The following is an 18,744-nucleotide window of genomic DNA, read 5'->3' as shown; positions in this document are numbered from 1 at the left end:
TTGAAGATAACTATGGCTCCCGAACCATCTATTCAGGTAACCGAATGATAAAGGAAATGCGACTGCCGCCACACTCTAGACGTGCTCCCTTAAGTAAACCATTTCGGCAGGCTACGGCAGTCAATTCATCCGGCCATACCACGTTTGTTCCTTCCGTCGTGGGGATGACTTCAAGACTTGCGCCTGCGTATTCTACGTGAATGCTTTCGGTTTCTTCCCCGGCTGCCATCACATGATGAATCACACTTCGTTCCCGACCGTCATACGCCATCAATGGAATAAGTGCCCCCACATTCTGAATATTGCCCTGAAGCTCATACGACACTTCAATTTTGCCGAGCACCTGACGATAATGCGTTCGGATTTCCCTCACCCCCGGGAATGGACCTTCCCACAGCAGAGTGAAATCTGTCTCTCCATCAGACGCTGAGCTGCGCTCCATCTGTACGTTTCCTCCGCCATCCTGCGGATCAATCCCTCCATCACGATCGAATTCCAATGTACCGGGGATTCCTTCTGACAAGCTGTGCCATTTTCCGTCTTCGGTTTGCCAGGCTGGTGTATAGCTCAGCGGAAAAATATCTCCCTCCGCGAAACCCGTAAAGCCGCGATCTGCGTGTCCTGCTGAGGATGGGCCGATCAGAGACGGCAGCGCAGAACGTTGAATACGTACGATGCCCGGAATATTGTACGGATCGTTGATTGAGGTCTGCACAAGCATTTGCTGCCCGTCTACAGCTGCAATGACTGTCTGAAACCAGCCATCCGTTGCCAACACACGGCTGCCGATCTCCGCTGGGATAGAGGTCGGAGGAATACGATCAATCTCCTTCCCATGTAGGACGGTATGGGCCAGCACCGCTGCCGTCCACAGGCTGTAGCAGGTATGATTCGAGTACACCTCAAAGCCATGGCGTGCCTCAGACGAATAATGGTTGCGGACGATATGCAGCTTGCCATCATCGGTCTGCCATCGGCTAATGGATTGCCAGCATAGATCTGCTGCCCGACGAAATGCACCTGCAAGCCCATGCTCGCCTGCTGTATACGCCTGCTGTGCATGTGTTGTAAAAACAAAAGCCGCAGCAGCTTCGTTCCATTGGTGCTGCGCGCTTCTTCCACGCGGAGGAATTTCCCCATGCGGGGATAAAGTCAGCAATGAGCTAAGTGCTCCCCTGCGAAGGTAGTCACGCACTTCGGGAGCACAGCCGCCATTATATCCGCTCTCCAGCATCACACCCAGATGAAACCGTGTCACGATATCGTAGGCGAATGGGCTATTGGGCCGATCCAGCGGACCATCTTGGTACAGCCCCAAACCGGTAAAGCGAGGTAAATGGTAGTTGCGGATATACGTCTCCATCCACTCAAAATCGGCTGCAATCCCTTCAGTGGCACGCAAAAACTCGCCGGAAATCATGATCGCGTTCCAGTTGATCATCCGGTTTGGATTTTTCATTTTGCTCATCGTAAAAATGTAAGTCTGCTCAGGTTGAATCCTGCTCAACTGCTGCTTCCAAGCCGTGGCTTGCTCTGGCAGCAGATTTTTAAGGATACGATACGCCCCCATCATCATAATTGGAAAAAAGTCCGGGTGATGATCCGGCGCTTTTTCGTCCACTACACAGGCTATGCTATGAGTCAAGGCCGCAGCAGCAGATTCGAGTAAATCATGCCGGCCTTCTTTGACCAGCACAGCCGCAGCCAACGCATAGGATGGAGTGGAGTAATACCGTTCACTTTCAGAATGAGGGTCAATGATAGCTCCGTTTTCATCTTGATACAAGGCATATGCACGAACCAGCTTTTCCAGCACAGCCAGCTTACGCTCGTGTGTCCATCCATCATTTTCTCGGTTTGGTGCGCTTTCCACCTGTTGTATAAATCTCTCCAGTTCCGTCTGCCAAGGGTATACGCTGCCTGTTTGAAGCTTATTCATTCTGTATGCCTCCCATTCAACATGAAGATTGATGTATGGTAAAAAATAGATTGCATTCGATACTTGTTGAGCCGCTCCAGCGATTGGAGTCCAGGTGCAGCGATGTCTTATAAAATACAAAGGGCACTCCGTCATGCTCTATATGCTTCACAGCCTCCAGCCTCTGTCTCAGCACGCCAGCATCATAATCTAGCCTAACCACTGCATTCGTTCCCTTCCATTCCACGAAGCCTACTCCTGTAATGGGCTGAATACGGCTGATCAAAAGCTCCTCCACATCCCACGGCTTCACGTTCATACCAGACGTTTCAAACTCAAAATGATCTGTAACAGTAAGCCTTGCTCCCTCGTTTCCCTCCAGTACACTCCAGGCAAAGGAACGGGTGAAAACAGCCAATTCATCTACAGCATATGCAGATGTCAAATCGAGCTTAAAGCTTGTAACTTTCTGTGCTCCCTCCTGCTCATCCATAGCAACATCCAGCACGACCGCCCTTGCTTTTGCCCCGGATTGCTGCACGGTCCCATTGATAATAGGCACGGAATGGCTGCTGGAGGAAATATTGATAATCGACTCCCGTCCCGATGAAAAATAGGCTTTCGTGTACAAGCCTGCTCCCAGATCACAGAGTAAATTTTCGCCACCACCATGAAGGATGAAATGTCCAAGATCATTATGATTGTGCGGCTCATTGTTATGCCCAGCCTTAGCTGAAAATGCAAGTACGACATCTGAGTTATCCTGCAGCTTCCCAGGTTCACGATGACTGGAACTGAGGCTACGGCACATCAACCAGCCAAGTTGCGGCAAATAATCGATTACGGCTTCACCGCATCCATACACCAAAGGATTCGTCCAGACTAGGTTGCGCAATACATGAGCCCAGCGGCGACACGGATCTTCCAACAAACCAGGTACGCGAAAAGAAAGTGTAGATGGGCGTCCTTGCAAATAATTCACATGAGAGATGAGTCCGGAAGGTAACCGTTCAGTTTCACTACTGTCTGAATAATTAGCGAAAATACCGTCCGACAAATGGACCCGTTCTGCGAAGGCAGCGATTTGACTTACCTTTTCCGAGTTCAAAATATCCACAGCTCCCTCGGTAAGCTCACGCAGCATATCGGCAAAATATATAAAATATCCAAAGCCATATACCCAGTAACCTACGCCTTCAGGACATCCCCCGTCCTCTCTGTAGCCTGCCAAAAAACAATCCAGTGCGCCCAGCATACGCTCGATGGCTACCGCTTTGGAAAAATCGTCTTTTGCCAGTAACAATGTCGCAATTCCGCAACCGGAAGCGCATACTGCCGACCAGTTATGCTCTACCGTTTCCCAATCAAAATGGTGAGGCTGCCAAAAAACAGCTTCCAGTACACGGCGCTCAACCTCTTTGTGCACCTGAACGACTACGTGATCAGCCAGCTTTTCTCCAAGCAGCAATAAAATTTCAACCAGCATTTGCGCTGTTTCGGACGCGAATAAATCCACCTGCTGCCAAGGCGGTGTTACAGTGTCCTCTTCGTTGACATGTGCAGGAAGCGCCCAAGTGTACTCGCTGCATATGTCCAGCAGTCCGCTTTCCACCTCTTTCATCTTCCGAGGCTCCGGATCGGCAACAGCTGCCAGCACGATAGCAACTAGTCGTCCGCGCCGTTCAAAGTATACATCCTCATACGGCTTGCGCTCCCCTGTATTAGCAAATTGCCGGAACAGAGACAATGGTAGTTCAGGCCAAGGTGCTTCCCGAACATCATTGCAGATGCGTTCGATATCCTTCCAAAGCTCGGCGTATGCCGGTTCATGTACAGTTGCCCGCAGCCTTTGGGTCCAATTGCTCCTTAACCGTTGTCTTGCTGAATCCTGCACTCCGCCAGCCAGCGCGTTGACGAGCCGCGAAGCAGGCCAAGCCTCCTTCAGAAGACTCATTTGCATTTCCTCCCCATGAGAAGCATTCGTTTCACCTTCTTTTTGTTAACGCTTTCATTGTATCTAACAATCAGCCTAAATTCAAAGGGGTAGGAATACAATTGGAAAAATATAAAAGAACCTCCACGCCACGTTGTCATGGTCATGAAGGTTCTTATTTACATTCTTAAGCTCCGTCCAAGTTCGCTTTAATCCATTTCTTTAAACTTTAGGCTTCTCTTGTTTCCAGTTTCTAATCCCATCATCCTCTAGAATCCCCAATGCGGCATCTGAAATATTAGGATCACGCAACAGAGCATCCTCGACTCTAAATTTAATATCATCAGCATCGGCTAGCGTCATGCCCGAAGTAAGCTCGATCACCCCTTCGACGTGATAGTAACGCCCCTCCTGCAAAATACGCATTTGAGAAATATCGGTCACATGTGTATCTGCCAAGATAATGGAAGCCACACGTTCTTCGATATCAGGAGGTGCAGATACACCAATCAAGCCCACCATGTTGTCATAACCGACCCGGAACGCTACACCAACCATCAGACAACCGATGAGAATACTCGAAATCCCATCCAGCAGCTTAAAATCTGTCAGCGATGTGACCACTACAGCTAGCAGGGCGAGTACCCCACCTGTCGTTGCAACCAAATCCTCATAGAACACCAAACGGGTTGGTGGTGCAGCACGTCCCACATGACGAAAGGCAGAAGTAAAAATACTCAGTCCCTTCGCTTCCACTCTGGATTCATGCAGCACTTCTTTCATCGCTTTGCTCCATACAAATCCGTCAACCACCAATGACAAAACCAGCACCACTACATTAATCCAAAATCCATGTGCAGATTCAGCCGGATGCTGTAGCAAATGAATTCCTTCCAATACAGTTTCGTAGGCCATAATCGTTACGACAATAACGGCAACCATACAAAAAAGATTAATTACTCGTCCGAAGCCAGTAGGAAACCGTTTCGTAGGTTTTTTCTCTGCCAATACACTGCCCGCAAATACAAACATTTGGTTCACTGCATCCGCTATGGAATGCATCATTGTAGCAAACATAGAGCCGCTGCCTGTCAAAGCAAAAGCAATCCCCTTAATCAGGGCAATGCCGGTATTACCCAACGCCGCCGAGCCTGAAGATTTATTTCCTTTTTTGACCATACTCCAAAAGGAGTCCTCTCTCTGTTTCACTTCCATCTTGTAGCTCCTCCTGAGGTATACATAATCTGACATATCCACATTATGTAATTGTTTGTTATGTATTATTTTTAACCCGTCCATATTCTACCTAACCAACTGAGGAGAATCAATAAAAATGATAATATATTCCTTCGAAAAAAGAATGCCCCATGCCACCTACGGCATGAAGCATTCTCGTTACAACCTACTATCAGACAAGCTATACAAACAATTAATCGGTTTCTAAATTACCAGCTAGATTTCGTAATGCCTGGAATTTGGCCTTTATGGGCCAGCTCACGGAACGCTATCCGGGACAGCTTGAATTTGCGCAGGTATCCTCTGGGTCTACCTGTCAGCTCGCAACGGTTTTTCAAGCGGGTTGGAGATGAGCCCCGAGGAAGCTTTTGCAAAGCTTCATAGTCCCCTTTTGCTTTTAATTCACGTCTCAGATCCGCATATTTCGCTACAATTTCCTGACGTTTCTTCTCTTTTACGACTTTCGACTTCTTGGCCATGTACATTTCCTCCTTGTTATATATGCCAATCATAAAGGTTCCCCATCGCGATCACGGGACGGAAGGGCACAAATATAGACATGCTCATACGTTTTAATAGTAATTATTACGATTAATATTTAATATACCTCTGCTTCAAGTGAATTGTCAACCCAAACGATCAAAACACTATACAGCAAAAAGCCGTTGCTCTAGCAGAACCGTTTCATTGCGGTGAACGGTCTGCCGTGTCAACGGCACAAAACTTGCTGACTTAACTTCGTTCATTCAGCCAAATGGCAGGCCACCCAGTGATCTGGACGTGCTTCACGATAGAGTGGGATCTCTTGGGAGCAGCGGTCGATTGCAAAAGGGCAGCGAGTATGAAACTTGCAGCCCGAAGGCGGATTCACCGGACTTGGAATATCCCCTTTGAGCAAAATACGTTCTCTTTTCAGCTTCGGCACTGGTATAGGTACAGCCGACAGCAACGCCTTCGTATACGGATGCAGCGGGTTGCCGAATAGCTCGTCACGCGAAGCTGTTTCGACCATAGAGCCTAGGTACATCACGCCAATACGGGAACATAAATGTTCAACTACGCTCAAATCGTGGGAGATGAACAAATATGTCAGACTCCGCTCGGCTTGCAATTTGGCAAAAAGGTTAATAATCTGCGCCTGTATGGACACATCCAGCGCCGACACCGGCTCATCAGCGATGATCAGATCCGGTTGAAGCGCCAGCGCGCGGGCAATGCCAATCCGTTGACGCTGACCTCCCGAAAATTCATGCGGGAAACGGTCGATATGATATTCCGACAATCCGCACAGCTTGAGCATGTCCAGCACGATCTGCCGGACCTCCTCTTTGGTAGCTATACCATGGTCGAGCAGCGCCTCACCAATGGCATCTCCGATCCGTACACGCGGATTCAGTGAGCTGTACGGGTCTTGAAAGATCAGCTGAATTTTGGGGCGAAGTTCCTGCATCCCTTTGACTGATAAGCTGTGGAGATCCACCCCTTTGTATTTTACGGTACCATCTGTTTTATCCGTCAATCTAACAATCGTGCGGCCCACCGTGCTTTTACCGCTCCCCGATTCCCCCACCAGGCCGAAGGTTTCACCCTGACGGATCGTAAAGCTTATATCGTCTACTGCCCGCACATATCCTGAGGTACGGTTCATAAACCCAGACTTCACCGGGAAGTATTTTTTTAAACGGTCTATTTCCAACAACGGCTCAGCCATGAACAACCGCCTCCTCATATAACCAGCAGGATGCTTTCTGCTGAATTGAAACTTCTTTTAATGTAGGCTCCTTTACACGACAAATGTCCATGCAATGCCCGCAGCGGTCATGAAAATAACAGGAAGTCGTCAGCTCCAGTGGGTTAGGTACCTGTCCGGGGATGGAATACAGCTCCTTTTGGCGCTGATTAAGCACCGGTTTGGACTTGAGCAAACCCTGTGTATAGGGATGCTTGGGGTGATTGAATAGCTGCACCACTTCGCCTTCCTCGACAATCTTGCCTGCATACATCACGATGACATAATCTGCCATCTCTGCAACAACACCCAGATCATGGGTGATTAGCATGAGCGACATATTGGATTGGGCTTTAAATTCACGCAGCATGTCGAGAATCTGTGCCTGAATTGTTACATCCAGTGCCGTGGTCGGCTCATCCGCAATAAGCAGCTTGGGTCCGCAAGAAACAGCAATGGCAATCATAATTCGCTGCAGCATCCCTCCGCTCAGTTCATGGGGATAGCTTTTTAAAATCTGCTCCGGTCGGGATATGCCGACCTGTTCAATCAGCTCTAGCGCCCGCTTGCGAGCTTGCTTTCGGCCCATCTTTAAGTGCTCCATCAGTGGCTCCGACAATTGTTCACCAATGGTCATAACCGGATTTAATGAAGACATCGGCTCCTGAAAAATCATGGAGATTTCATGTCCGCGAATCGTGCGCATCTCATTTCTACTAAGCTCTAGCAGATCGGTTTCCTCAAAACGGATACTTCCGCCTGCCACTTTACCACCGGGCCTTTGAATTAGGCCCATGATCGACATAGCGGTAATACTTTTGCCGCAGCCCGATTCACCAACAATGCATACCGTCTCCCCCGGCTTCACGCGAAAGCTGATATCATCCACCGCTTTGACCGTTCCTTCTTCTGTATAAAAATGAGTGCTTAAATGTTCAATGGAAAGTAAATTATCCATGGTGCATGATCACCTACCTCTTATGTTTCGGGTCGAGTACATCCCGCAGCCCGTCACCCAAAATATTAATAGCGATGACTGTTGCAAAAATAGACAGGCCTGGTGGTATCCACAACCAAGGTCGTTGCTGAAAATCCAGCACATTGTTGGCGGCATCAATCATATTTCCCCAAGTCGGTGTCGTGGGCAGCACGCCAAGACCAAAGAAGCTGAGTACAGATTCACTCAGGATGGCTCCGCCAATGTTCAATGTAGCGATAACGATCAGCAATGGCAAAATATTCGGCAGCAGATGCTTAAAAAGCTTTCGGCGATTCGATAGCCCTAGTACCGTCGCTGCCTGCATAAATTCACGTTCTCGCAAACTAAGCATCTGACCTCTCACCATCCGTGCAATCCCCGGCCAGTTGACCAGACTCAGCATCAACATGACGATATACATCCGTTGATCAGGCGGAACCTTCCAGTCAGATAACAGCGCACCCATAATAAAAAGCAATGGCAAACTGGGTATAGTTAGCAGCAAATCGGCAATGCGCATAATGATTTGATCCACAATTCCGCGAAAATAAGCGGATATAACTCCCAGTGTCGCTCCCAAAACGACAGACAACACCATAGAAGCCAAACCCACGGTAAGAGATATTTGACCAGCCTGCATCACACGTGTCAGCACATCCCGTCCCAGCTTGTCTGTTCCTAGCCAGTGATGGATATTCGGCGCTTTGTTCATTAATAATATGTTCGTTTTATTATCGGAATAAGGAGAAAATAACGGACCGATAAAACAGAGCAAAAACATAAATACCACAACGAGCAGTCCAGTCATAGCAAGCTTGTTTCTGAACAGCTGCCGGAGCGCTTGCTGCCACATTGAAGATTTGGTAGTTATTCGCAGTCTGCCGTTGCTCTTGCTCAAATTACTGCTCACGGATGACATTCCATAGCCTCCTTCTTACACTTTCACACGCGGGTCAGCAATGCGATACAAAATATCGGATAACAGCGTCCCGATGACGCTCAATATGGCAATCAGCATCGTAAAGCCCATCAGCAGCGGATAATCCCGAAGCGAAAAAGACTGCATGTACAACTGACCGATCCCGGGCCAGTTAAAAATCTTTTCGATAATCAGAGATCCGCCAAACAAAGCAGGCAATTCAAAGCCAACGAGCGTAATGGCAGGCAATAATGCATTTCTCAATGCGTGTGTAAAAAGCACCTTTCTTTCCTTTAAGCCCTTTGCACGAGCTGTGCGGATATAATCCTGCTGGATCACGTCGATCATATTGCTGCGGAAGTAACGGGTCAGCGAACCCAAGCCCAGCAGTGTCATCACGATCACCGGCAAGGTCATATGCTGGAGAACCTCCTTCACATACTCCATGCCTGTAGCGTTACTGCCCGTATTAAGCATGCCGCCCGGTGGCAGCCATTTCAGATCGACCGCAGCAATTTTGATTAGATACAGTCCGATAAAAAAAGATGGTACAGACATCGCGGCAAAAATCACCACCATGACCATCGTATCGAACCATGAATACTGCTTGTAAGCAGCAACCACACCAATAATGACTGCAATCAGCCAGGTCAGGAAGGTGGATACAATGGCCAACAAGAATGAATTCCAGATGTATTCATTAAATAAGGTTAGCACCGGTTTCTGTTGAGCGAGCGAATAGCCGAAATTACCTTGCAGCGTATTGCCTAGCCAATTTCTGTAACGCTCAAGAATAGGCTTATTCAACCCGTAAATTTCCCTCAGCTCCGCTTTTCTCTCCGGCGACAGCTTCAGATTACCGCTAATGAAATCTCCCGGTGTCATGGCATACAGAAAAAAAATCATCATCGAAGCGGCCAACAAAATGATAATCATATACGTCAGTCTTTTCGTTAAAAACGAGCTCATGACAGGCTCCTTTCAATTCATGGTCGGGCTGTTCATTATGCGTCCTCCATTTGGGAGACCCCTTGATCCGAACCTGATGTTCTTCACAAGGGGCCCGCAAAGGTGGCTTATTTAAGGGACCACTCGAACAGATTACCAGACAAGCCAATGAATGGACTGACCTTTACATGTTCCATTCGACCATTGTAAGCATATACAGTCTTCTTGTAGTTGGTGAAAATAACGGGTAGTTCATCATTTAGCAGTACATATAATTCCTTATATATTTTCTTACGCTCTTCCATATTCGTCGTAGCCAAACCTTTTTCATAGAGCTCTTTGAGCTTCGGATTGTTATATCCCTTGATTTCACCATTGACGAATGGCTCGATTCCATCAGATGGGTCTGTCAGCATGGCTGTCGAGAAGGCGGCGAGATCATAATCTTTACCCTCCACTTTGGCGACCATTGCATTAAAGTCTGCAAATATTTCCGGTTGTAGGTCAACGCCAATCGCTTTGTAGTTCTCAGCCGCAAGCGCGATAAAGGTGTCTGTTTCTGGACGTTTGGAGGTCAGCAAGTGAATGGTCAGCTTCTGGCCGTCTTTCTCACGGATGCCATCACTGCCTTCTACCCAGCCCGCTTCATCCAGCAGCTTTTTCGCTTGCTCCGGGTCATAGTTGTATGGATTGATCCCATCGGTCGTGTATGACCAAAATATAGGAGAAGCTGGAATGTTGGCGACCGCCCCTGCTCCCTGTGCTGCGTCAACATAAATACTTTTACGATCCAGTCCATAGGTCAACGCTTGACGAACTTTTTTATCCTTCAGCTTTTCATTTTCCAAATTGACTTGCAAATATCCGTAGGTGCTCGGGGTGTATGGCAAAATATTCAAAAAACCCAGCCCTTTTAGCTTGTCGATATTTTCCTGCGTTGCGGTGAAAGATGCAAAGTCAGTATCGCCTGTTTCAATAAACTGCCAAGCATCGCCTTCCGCTGTCTTATAAATGAAGTGTTTCGTTTTCGGCTTGCCTTTAAAAAAGTGATCGTTTGCCTCCAGACGAACTTCTTGTCCTGGAATGAATTTTTCCAACTTATACGCCCCATTCCCCAATGGGCTACCATGCAAATTTTTAAAATAATCCAGCTGTCCGAACTTATAATCCTTGCCGTAGTAAGCTTTGGACAATACATATTCACCGAGAATAGTCAGAGCCAGCGCGTTTGGCTTTTCCAATGTCACAGAAATAGTCTGTGGATCCATTACCTTAATTCCATCAATTTGTTGTGCCTTGCCTTCCGTATAGGCTTTGCCGCCTTTAATGTTCAGCTTTCGGATTTGGCTGTCGCCCGGATAGGCTTTGTCATAGATTAACGTCCAGGTAAAAGCGACATCCTCTGCTGTCAAAGGTGAGCCATCGCTGAATTGGGTATCGGGAACCAGATGAAACGTATATGTTAAATTATCCTTGGAAATATCCCAGCTCTTCGCCAGATTGGGCTGCGGAAGTCCCTTCTCATCTACCGTAACCAGCGGAGTCCATAACTGCGAAATGACGTTGCCGTCATAGCCGCTTTGGTTAAAATACGGCGTGAATACTCCGGCTGGGTCAGTCAGGCCTACAATAATGGTGTCGTTTCTTTTTTTGGACACTTCCGGCAATTTGGACATATCAGAAGCCTTTACCAGACTTGTTAATGGTTGCGCTGTAGAAGTTGTCTGTGTGTCCCCATTATTTTGGGCAGTAGTATTGTTGTTGCTTTCCGATCCACCGTTAGAGCAAGCTGCCAGCAAGGTAGAGCTCGCCAGAAGTAGACTGCTAAGTAAAATAATACCCTTTTTCAACATAATCCCCCCGCGTTAAATTATTAAATTCCGATAGAACAAGTTGTGATTAAGAAGATAAACCTCATTATAGGAATTTATTAGGGTTCTGTAAAGGGAGAACTACATTTTTTTATGTAAAGCTCTGCTCATAAATATCTATCCAAATTCTTTTACAAATTAAATAAAACCTCTCAATCCCTAATAGTAGATTGAGAGGCCGTCTCTTACTCATTTGCTATATTACTTTTTTACAGCATGGATATAATGAATCGTTTCGAACGCAGACAAATAATCTGCCCTCTCATCAAAGAAAAGGCTATTTATTGTAGCCGGGGATAGATGTTCATAAATTAGTAAATCTGAAGCCTCTAACATTTCCTCGATTTCATCATAAGCAAAGCATGATTTCATGGGTTCTCCACTTACTGAAGCCATTTTTACCATATTTTCAACTCTATTAGACATGCCTTTTTCTTTAAAAAGGTTTTCATCTGCATAATCAAAAACGATCGAACTTCCCGATGGGACCTTGGTAAACAAATGATTTATTAATCTTGAAATTTCCTCCTTAGTTAAATAATAAGAAACACCCAGAAGGCTAAAGAATGTTTTTTTATTAGCAAACCCTTCATCCAATAGATTGGAATACGAAAATGGATGGGCAAAGTCCATAGAAACCAGATGAAGATTGCTCGGTATTTTTAAATTTGCATGAGCTAACCTTTTCTTTTTAGATTCCTGTGTTGCTGGATGATCCATTTCAAATATTTCTAAGCTATTTTTCAATTCTGGATGTCGGAAACAAAACGTATCTAACCCGGCCCCAAGTATGACATACTGCTGTAATCCTAACCTAACTTCATTAAGTAATACTTTTTCACAATATGCAGCACGTGCTAAGGTCGTTGGAGAAAGTTGAACTTGAGTAATCCATTTTAAAATTTCATCCGGATCATCTTGGAACCTTTGCGCAATATCTTTATTGAAAAACGCTATTCCTTTAATCATATTCTCTCTGATATCTGAAAACTCATTTTGGAAAATTAAATCTTTAGCCATAAAATCATCAAAAATTTTGGGTGTGTCATGTTGACTATGATATGCTCGGCCAAAAGCTGATATTAAGGAAGTTAAACTGGACTCATTTGGCTTCATACATTTATCCTCCTATAAAAACAAAAATAAGATTCCCCTGGCCAGGAGAATCTTATTATAATAAAAATTAGTATAAATTTCAATTATAGCACAAATAAATTATTTTGTCAAGATTTAATCTTATGACTTACCTTCGCTCCATATAGCCAAGAATACTCCCATGCATCTCATCCACAGCCGCAAGCCGTGCACTGTAGCCGAGCAATGTTTCGCCGTCAAAATGTGCATGAATGAAGCCAGCAGCACGGAGCTTAAATATATGATCATGCGTGATTCCCTTAGATAGCTTGAGATGACGGACAATCTCAATGAAGGTTCGCGGGGACTGGCTTTGGTACAAATATTTTAAAATCTTGAGCCTGCTCTTCTCTCCCAAACTTCGAATCATACGATATTCCTGGGGTGATAAAAAATCGTCCTCCCGAACATAAATTCCTGCAGAATAATGGCATAACAGAAGTGACCCAAATTGATAAATCATATTCATCGGCTGAAAATGATATTGCGGTACCAGCAACACCTGCGTCAGTTCAGCGGAAGGCTCGAATAGGAAGCCATTAGTTATACGATCCACCCGCTCCATAGAGCTATATACGTTCTTTTCCCGTTCTCTGCATTCAGCTTCCAGTTCCAAGCCGCTGAGGATCCTTGTATCCACGTGACGAAAATACTCCTCGTTCCAGCCGGATAGCAGTTGCAAAGCAAGTTTACGGAGGTTCTCCATGTCGTCAGACAGCGGAATCCCATAGGCTGATGCCTGTTGTTTTAATTCCTGTAAAGACTGGCTTTCCAAGCGGTCTACGACCTCTTCAACGCCTCCCTGATCAGAAAGCATACAGACAAGTCCATAAATAATTTTCCAGTCTGCGTTGATTTCCATGGACTCCAGCAAAGCGGACAAACTTGGAGACAGCGTTTCACGCACTTGTTCCGCCCACCCGGTTGATAAATCAGTTTTTTTGTAAGCCTTGCGGCAAATAAAAGTGTGTAAGCTGCTGAGCAGTTCAAACACCGGTCCATATGCAACATGTACATCATAAGGAGCATTCACGTCGTGACTCATCGCTTTCTGTCCTCTTTTCTTTCATATCTGATGTCCATTATACATACTATCGTACATCCGTTCATTCTTAGTGATTCATTCATGCGAAAATGAAGGCACAATACTGATGCAAAGCCAAAGCCAGATCCATTAAAGTCAAACTGTTTATCCATAAAACAAAAAAAGGGTATTCGGATTTTATGGTGGAGACAAAATCAAAACATTTGCCTTAAAAATCGGAGAATATGGTGGTATTTTTCTAAAGACTTGATTTGTAGCGATATCTTAGTACAATGGTTTTATGACTACTCAAAAAATAATAAATGACGAGCTCAGAGTCAAAATATTTAAGGCGTTAGCCGATGAAACAAGATTGGACATCATACGAGCTCTATACGCCAGCAAGAACGAAATGAATTGTGGAGAAGTAGGACACATTCGCGATACTACGAAATCGAATACTTCGTATCACTTGCGTGCTTTAAAGGAGGCGAAATTGATCAAGGTACGAAAAGAAGCTCAAACGAAGTATATGAGCATCGATTTGGAGACATTTCAAACTTACTTACCTGGATTTCTGGATACGTTGTAGAAAGAAATTCTTTTTTTATTTATTAGTTCAATAATCTTTGAACTATAGAACTAACTAAAAAGGGTGAATAGAATGATCAAATTAACTGCTTTATTTTTCCTCATCATGTTTGTTATCGGTACGGATACGTTTTTGATTTCTCCGCTCATCCCCACTCTTCAGAGCTTGTTTCATATCCCGACTGAATATTCCGGTTGGATGGTGGGGTCTTATGCTTTAGGTTATGCCATTTTTGCACTGATTGCTGGACCACTTTCCGATGGATGGGATCGCAAAAAAGTAATGCTTACCGGCATGGTCTGCTTCTCGGTTTCAACCATGCTATGCGGCTTTGCCACAGGTTTTTGGTCGATGTTCTTATTCCGTTTTTTAGCCGGGGTCAGCGCAGCATTTACGGCGCCTCAAGTCTGGGCCTCGATCCCTGCTCTGTTTCCAACGCCAAAAATCGCCAAAGTATCAGGATTCGTCATGGCAGGCTTGGCTGCTTCCCAAGCGTTCGGCATCCCTATTGGAAGTCTGCTTGCCTCAACCCATTGGTATTATCCTTTTTTTACAATCGGTGCATGTGCATTATTGGTAGCGGTATTCATCTTCTATGCTTTGCCCGAAATGAAACCAAATCAAGGCCAAAAAACCAAGACTCCGATTTTCAGTAGATACACCCCACTCTTGAATAGCCGAATGGCGAGAAAGGCTTTTCTCGCTCATTTCTTATTTCAATGTGGATTCTTTGCTGCCTTTTCTTTCATTGGAAAATGGGTGACGGATCGCTTTCACCTTTCAATTGATCAAGCAGGATATGTAATGTTTTTTCTTGGTCTTGGGAATATAGCCGGGAGCTTCGGCGGTGCCTATGTGATCAAAACGTTAAACCGTTTCAATACGCTGGTTGTAGGCTTTCTTGTCTCTATCATATGTTTTATTGTTTTGCCTCTCTTGCCGTCGGTTGTGGCTTTCGAAAGTGTTTACTTTTTCATATTCGTTAACATGGGGATCGCTTTCCCCCTAATATTGGGAATGCTGAATTCATTAAATCCGACCATCCGCGGCACGATCTCCAGCTTGGCCAATTCAATCATGTACGCTGCGACAACGCTCGGTTCTTGGATCGCAGGCCTGATTTACGCGACTTTTAACGGTTTTTCCGCCGTAGGCATGTTTGCGGCTATATGCTTTGCCGGTTCGTTGTTATCTTTTATATTCAGCGGTATTTTGACCAGTCACGCAAAAACAAAAAAGGAACTTGCATCATAAATGCATAGAAGAAATTCATATGGATATTCTAAATCTTTCAAAATTCAACATCCTAAGTATCAGTGAGAATGAATTTGATTTTCTAATACAAGTAGTGACGGACTCTCCACCTTTGGCTTGCTCTCATTGTGGATGCATAGCCAACCTCTACAAACACGATAGCAGGGAACAGATCTGTATGGACTTGCCTATTCACGGCAAGCGTGTAGGCCTTCTTTTAAAGCGTCAGAGGTATCGCTGTAGAGACTGCAATCGAACCTTTTGGGAACACTTAGACCACACCATAGACGTAAAGCGAAACTGCACCAAACGATTATTGTCTTATATAGAGAAGCAAAGCCTTAAACGCACGTTTGTCAGCATATCCGAGGATGTTGGATTGCATGAAAAAACGATACGTAATATCTTTCGTGATTACATCAATCGTCTTAAAGAAACGCTTCGATTTGAAACTCCTAATTGGCTTGGGATTGACGAAATACACATTATTAAGCCAAGATGCGTTTTAACCAACATTGAGGAACATACTTTGTTAGACGTTTTGCCCAATCGTAACAAGGAAACCGTTGTAGGCTACCTCTCACGCCTTCCAAATCGAGGACAAATACGATACGTCACAATGGATATGTGGCAACCATATAAGGACGCCGTGAGGGCTATATTGCCAAAAGCTCTTATCATCGTTGATAAGTTTCACGTTGTCCGTATGGCAAACCAAGCGTTAGAAACCGTTCGTAAGCAGCTCCGAGAAGGATTATCGCCAAAAGAACGCCGCGGGCTGATGCACGACCGTTTTATCCTCCTAAAACGCCGTATAGAGCTTACTGAGATGGATAAGATTACGCTTGACCTTTGGACAAAAAATCATCTTTTCTCGGCACTGCTTATGACTTAAAGGAATCATATTTTGATATTTGGGAATGTGATAGCAGACAGACGGCATTCCTTAAATACAACGAATGGAAAGTTAAAATACCAACTGAACTTCAATCCGCTTTTGAACCACTTACAAAGGCTATGAAGAACTGGGAAGAGGAAATATTCGCCTACTTCGACCATCGCATTACAAACGCTTATACGGAATCTCTAAACAGCCTTGTTCGAGTCATTAATCGTTTAGGCAGGGGATACTCTTTTGAAGCCCTACGTGCCAAGATACTCTTTACAGAGGGACTTAAAAAGCAACGTAAGCCTAAGTACCAGAGGCGGTTTGATAGCTACGATCTACGGGAGGAAAACTTCCCGATGCTTAATATGCCACCTGTTGAATTTGTTCGTGAGCCAGAAGAAATAATCTTGCTGGGGATCGATTTTTCCACCTTGATCGAGAAATTGGAGAAGGATCAGCTATAAGCCCTTCTCCACCATAAAAGCCTAATATCCTAAAAAAGGTTATCTCCCACCAAGAATCGCAGGAGACAACCTTTGAATACCTACATTTCTATTCTACGTATCTTTTATCGGGTAGGAAAACGAGAGGTGTCCTTCTTGATCTGGCTCCAGGTATAACGCAACATCCAGGTATCCCACTCTGTTATCTTAGGAGAATTTCCGGCCCACATAATCGTAGGCACAGGGAACCCGCCAGGTGGACGCTCGTGCTCTTCATAGAAATCAGGCAAGCCGAATCCATGCCCCATCTCATGCTCTGTAATCTGAACTTCATCCGAATTCAGGGTGTTCAGGATATAATCATCAGGCATACGTTGTCCCAAGTCACCACCGGCTCCACCCTGAAAATTGGACGTTCCCATAAGTACATATCAAATCGTTTGTCCAGTCCGCCCGGATAAGTATAGTTAGGATCCATAAAATGTTCAAATCTCGACAGTGCATTAGGAGCAACTGGAAGTTTAGCTGGAATATTCGGGTCTGTTTTACTTAAATCATCGGTAATTTTATTCGTGTAAACGAGTTCATCGGGACAATATACCGTCAAACAAAAAGATCCCCTTTCTACCAAGAGGGGATCAGTATCCATAGAGTAGGATCGTGTTCCTACTCTATGGATTTTAATGCCGATTCAGCCAGTGAAGCCAGCAGCTTCGCTGTTCTCGGCAGCGCGCGTTCGTCCAGATCAAAGGCAGGATGATGCCATTCCCGGCTTCCCTCAGTGCCAACAAAGACAAACACACCAGGGATGCTTTTCTGATAAAACCCAAAGTCCTCGCTTGCCGAGGAAGGTATGGGGCGAACGACCTCCAGACCGACCGCTTCGGCCGCCTGCTCCGCGATAACAGCCAACTCACCGTCGTTCAGCACAGGCGGCGGGCCCTCGATCCAGCGGATGGTCGCTTTCGTGCCAAAAGCATCGGCTACGCACTTGACGACCTGCTCGAAACGTTCAGCCACCTGGGCTCGAACATTTTCGTCAAATGTGCGGATGGTTCCGTCCAAATGAGCGCGGTCTGGGATGATGTTCCAAGCATTGCCACTGTGCAGCTTCGTGACACTGATGACCGCGCTATCGAGCGGGTTAACGCTCCTGCTCACAATCGATTGCAGTGCCGTAATGATATGCGACGATACCACAATGGGGTCAATCCCTGCATGCGGAACTGCCGCATGTGTGCTCAAGCCCTCCACCTCAATGTAAAATCCGTCTGCCGCTGCCATTAACGGACCTTCTTTGATGCCGACCGTGCCTACGGGCAGGTCTGGCTTGTTATGCAGGCCAAAAATGGCCTGTACCCCTGTCAGCGCACCGCTGTCCAGTACTTGGACAGCGCCTTTGGCTTTCTCCTCGGCTGGTTGGAATACCAGTCGAACCGTTCCCTTCAGCTGCTGCTCCCGCTGCTTCAGCAATACGGCTGCACCTAACAGGGATGCCGTATGAAAGTCATGCCCGCAGGCATGCATCTTTCCGGGATGTAGCGAAGCATAAGGCAATCCCGTCTCCTCCTGGATGGGCAGTGCATCAATGTCTGCACGAAGCGCGACCGTTGGACCTTCCTGCTGTCCGCCGATTTCCGCTACCAATCCGGTACGCAGCGGCACATCCAGAATCGTTATATTCTGTTCTACGAGCAGGCGGCGAATATAGGCGGTAGTTTCAACCTCCTCGTTAGACAGCTCGGGATAACGGTGCAGATGCCGGCGAATCTCCACCAACTTCTGCTCCAAAATCGGCTCCTTCGTCCCAGTTGATCCACTCATCCCTATTCCTCCTTCCTGAATCCATATTAGTTGAAATTTCCTTAAATCAAT

14 protein-coding genes and 2 pseudogenes are annotated in these 18,744 nt (G+C 45.9%); 3 read left to right on the top strand and 13 right to left on the bottom strand.

Features of this window, described 5'->3' with window-relative positions:
- Nucleotides 1-28 precede the first annotated feature (28 nt).
- The 11 genes from ACN6NF_RS10540 to ACN6NF_RS10490 all read right to left on the bottom strand — a co-directional run bounded on the left by ACN6NF_RS10540 (nucleotide 29) and on the right by ACN6NF_RS10490 (nucleotide 13,712).
- On the bottom strand, nucleotides 29-1,939 hold the full coding sequence (locus ACN6NF_RS10540) for a glycosyl hydrolase (RefSeq protein ID WP_474317436.1): 1,911 nt from the start codon (nucleotides 1,937-1,939) through the stop codon (nucleotides 29-31).
- Nucleotides 1,940-1,955: 16 nt separating this feature from the next.
- Nucleotides 1,956-3,872: a heparinase II/III domain-containing protein gene (locus ACN6NF_RS10535; protein WP_474317435.1), complete on the bottom strand. Its 1,917-nt coding sequence runs from the start codon at nucleotides 3,870-3,872 to the stop codon at nucleotides 1,956-1,958.
- A gap of 201 nt (nucleotides 3,873-4,073) precedes the next feature.
- Entirely contained in the window at nucleotides 4,074-5,066 is a 993-nt protein-coding gene (locus tag ACN6NF_RS10530) for a cation diffusion facilitator family transporter (protein ID WP_474317433.1), read from the bottom strand.
- 230 nt (nucleotides 5,067-5,296) lie between these two features.
- Nucleotides 5,297-5,566: a 30S ribosomal protein S14 gene (gene rpsN / locus ACN6NF_RS10525; RefSeq protein ID WP_474317431.1), complete on the bottom strand. Its 270-nt coding sequence runs from the start codon at nucleotides 5,564-5,566 to the stop codon at nucleotides 5,297-5,299.
- Between the two features lie 263 nt (nucleotides 5,567-5,829).
- On the bottom strand, nucleotides 5,830-6,798 hold the full coding sequence (locus ACN6NF_RS10520) for an ABC transporter ATP-binding protein (protein ID WP_474317430.1): 969 nt from the start codon (nucleotides 6,796-6,798) through the stop codon (nucleotides 5,830-5,832).
- Entirely contained in the window at nucleotides 6,791-7,774 is a 984-nt protein-coding gene (locus ACN6NF_RS10515; RefSeq protein WP_474317428.1) for an ABC transporter ATP-binding protein, read from the bottom strand. Before ACN6NF_RS10515 ends, ACN6NF_RS10520 begins: the two co-directional genes overlap by 8 nt.
- Before the next feature lie 13 nt (nucleotides 7,775-7,787).
- Nucleotides 7,788-8,714: an oligopeptide ABC transporter permease gene (gene opp4C, locus ACN6NF_RS10510; RefSeq protein WP_474317425.1), complete on the bottom strand. Its 927-nt coding sequence runs from the start codon at nucleotides 8,712-8,714 to the stop codon at nucleotides 7,788-7,790.
- Nucleotides 8,715-8,729: 15 nt separating this feature from the next.
- Complete coding sequence (locus ACN6NF_RS10505; protein WP_474317423.1) at nucleotides 8,730-9,683, bottom strand: ABC transporter permease; 954 nt, start codon at nucleotides 9,681-9,683, stop codon at nucleotides 8,730-8,732.
- Between the two features lie 107 nt (nucleotides 9,684-9,790).
- On the bottom strand, nucleotides 9,791-11,515 hold the full coding sequence (locus ACN6NF_RS10500) for an ABC transporter substrate-binding protein (protein WP_474317421.1): 1,725 nt from the start codon (nucleotides 11,513-11,515) through the stop codon (nucleotides 9,791-9,793).
- A gap of 219 nt (nucleotides 11,516-11,734) precedes the next feature.
- Nucleotides 11,735-12,649: a class I SAM-dependent methyltransferase gene (locus ACN6NF_RS10495; protein ID WP_474317418.1), complete on the bottom strand. Its 915-nt coding sequence runs from the start codon at nucleotides 12,647-12,649 to the stop codon at nucleotides 11,735-11,737.
- Nucleotides 12,650-12,776: 127 nt separating this feature from the next.
- The gene (locus tag ACN6NF_RS10490; protein ID WP_474317415.1) at nucleotides 12,777-13,712 is read right to left on the bottom strand and encodes an ArsR family transcriptional regulator; all 936 of its coding nucleotides are present in this window, start codon (nucleotides 13,710-13,712) and stop codon (nucleotides 12,777-12,779) included.
- 280 nt (nucleotides 13,713-13,992) lie between these two features.
- On the opposite strand from ACN6NF_RS10490, the gene ACN6NF_RS10485 reads away from it, so the two are divergent.
- From ACN6NF_RS10485 to ACN6NF_RS10475, 3 genes and pseudogenes are all read left to right on the top strand, one after another.
- Nucleotides 13,993-14,283, top strand: coding sequence for an ArsR/SmtB family transcription factor (locus ACN6NF_RS10485; protein ID WP_474317413.1), 291 nt, complete (start codon nucleotides 13,993-13,995; stop codon nucleotides 14,281-14,283).
- A gap of 72 nt (nucleotides 14,284-14,355) precedes the next feature.
- Nucleotides 14,356-15,537: an MFS transporter gene (locus ACN6NF_RS10480; RefSeq protein WP_474317410.1), complete on the top strand. Its 1,182-nt coding sequence runs from the start codon at nucleotides 14,356-14,358 to the stop codon at nucleotides 15,535-15,537.
- 19 nt (nucleotides 15,538-15,556) lie between these two features.
- Nucleotides 15,557-16,890: pseudogene (locus tag ACN6NF_RS10475) on the top strand (ISL3 family transposase).
- Nucleotides 16,891-16,994: 104 nt separating this feature from the next.
- Here the strand turns inward: ACN6NF_RS10475 and ACN6NF_RS10470 are convergent.
- A pseudogene (locus tag ACN6NF_RS10470) lies at nucleotides 16,995-17,458 on the bottom strand (zinc metalloprotease); the annotation flags it as partial.
- A gap of 77 nt (nucleotides 17,459-17,535) precedes the next feature.
- Complete coding sequence (locus tag ACN6NF_RS10465) at nucleotides 17,536-18,693, bottom strand: amidohydrolase (protein WP_474317407.1); 1,158 nt, start codon at nucleotides 18,691-18,693, stop codon at nucleotides 17,536-17,538.
- Nucleotides 18,694-18,744: the final 51 nt, after the last annotated feature.

This window comes from Paenibacillus sp. TSM33 (assembly GCF_056099025.1).
The sequence above is the reverse complement of the archived record's forward strand: the minus strand, read 5'-3'. Positions and strand labels throughout refer to the sequence as shown.

Excerpts from the sequence above, each read along its gene's own strand:
- ACN6NF_RS10540 (WP_474317436.1), bottom strand. The coding sequence starts at position 1,939 with ATGAATAAGCTTCAAACAGGCAGCGTATACCCTTGGCAGACGGAACTG.
- ACN6NF_RS10535 (WP_474317435.1), bottom strand. The coding sequence starts at position 3,872 with ATGAGTCTTCTGAAGGAGGCTTGGCCTGCTTCGCGGCTCGTCAACGCG.
- ACN6NF_RS10530 (WP_474317433.1), bottom strand. The coding sequence starts at position 5,066 with ATGGAAGTGAAACAGAGAGAGGACTCCTTTTGGAGTATGGTCAAAAAA.
- rpsN (WP_474317431.1), bottom strand. The coding sequence starts at position 5,566 with ATGGCCAAGAAGTCGAAAGTCGTAAAAGAGAAGAAACGTCAGGAAATT.
- ACN6NF_RS10520 (WP_474317430.1), bottom strand. The coding sequence starts at position 6,798 with ATGGCTGAGCCGTTGTTGGAAATAGACCGTTTAAAAAAATACTTCCCG.
- ACN6NF_RS10515 (WP_474317428.1), bottom strand. The coding sequence starts at position 7,774 with ATGGATAATTTACTTTCCATTGAACATTTAAGCACTCATTTTTATACA.
- opp4C (WP_474317425.1), bottom strand. The coding sequence starts at position 8,714 with ATGTCATCCGTGAGCAGTAATTTGAGCAAGAGCAACGGCAGACTGCGA.
- ACN6NF_RS10505 (WP_474317423.1), bottom strand. The coding sequence starts at position 9,683 with ATGAGCTCGTTTTTAACGAAAAGACTGACGTATATGATTATCATTTTG.
- ACN6NF_RS10500 (WP_474317421.1), bottom strand. The coding sequence starts at position 11,515 with ATGTTGAAAAAGGGTATTATTTTACTTAGCAGTCTACTTCTGGCGAGC.
- ACN6NF_RS10495 (WP_474317418.1), bottom strand. The coding sequence starts at position 12,649 with ATGAAGCCAAATGAGTCCAGTTTAACTTCCTTAATATCAGCTTTTGGC.
- ACN6NF_RS10490 (WP_474317415.1), bottom strand. The coding sequence starts at position 13,712 with ATGAGTCACGACGTGAATGCTCCTTATGATGTACATGTTGCATATGGA.
- ACN6NF_RS10485 (WP_474317413.1), top strand. The coding sequence starts at position 13,993 with ATGACTACTCAAAAAATAATAAATGACGAGCTCAGAGTCAAAATATTT.
- ACN6NF_RS10480 (WP_474317410.1), top strand. The coding sequence starts at position 14,356 with ATGATCAAATTAACTGCTTTATTTTTCCTCATCATGTTTGTTATCGGT.
- ACN6NF_RS10465 (WP_474317407.1), bottom strand. The coding sequence starts at position 18,693 with ATGAGTGGATCAACTGGGACGAAGGAGCCGATTTTGGAGCAGAAGTTG.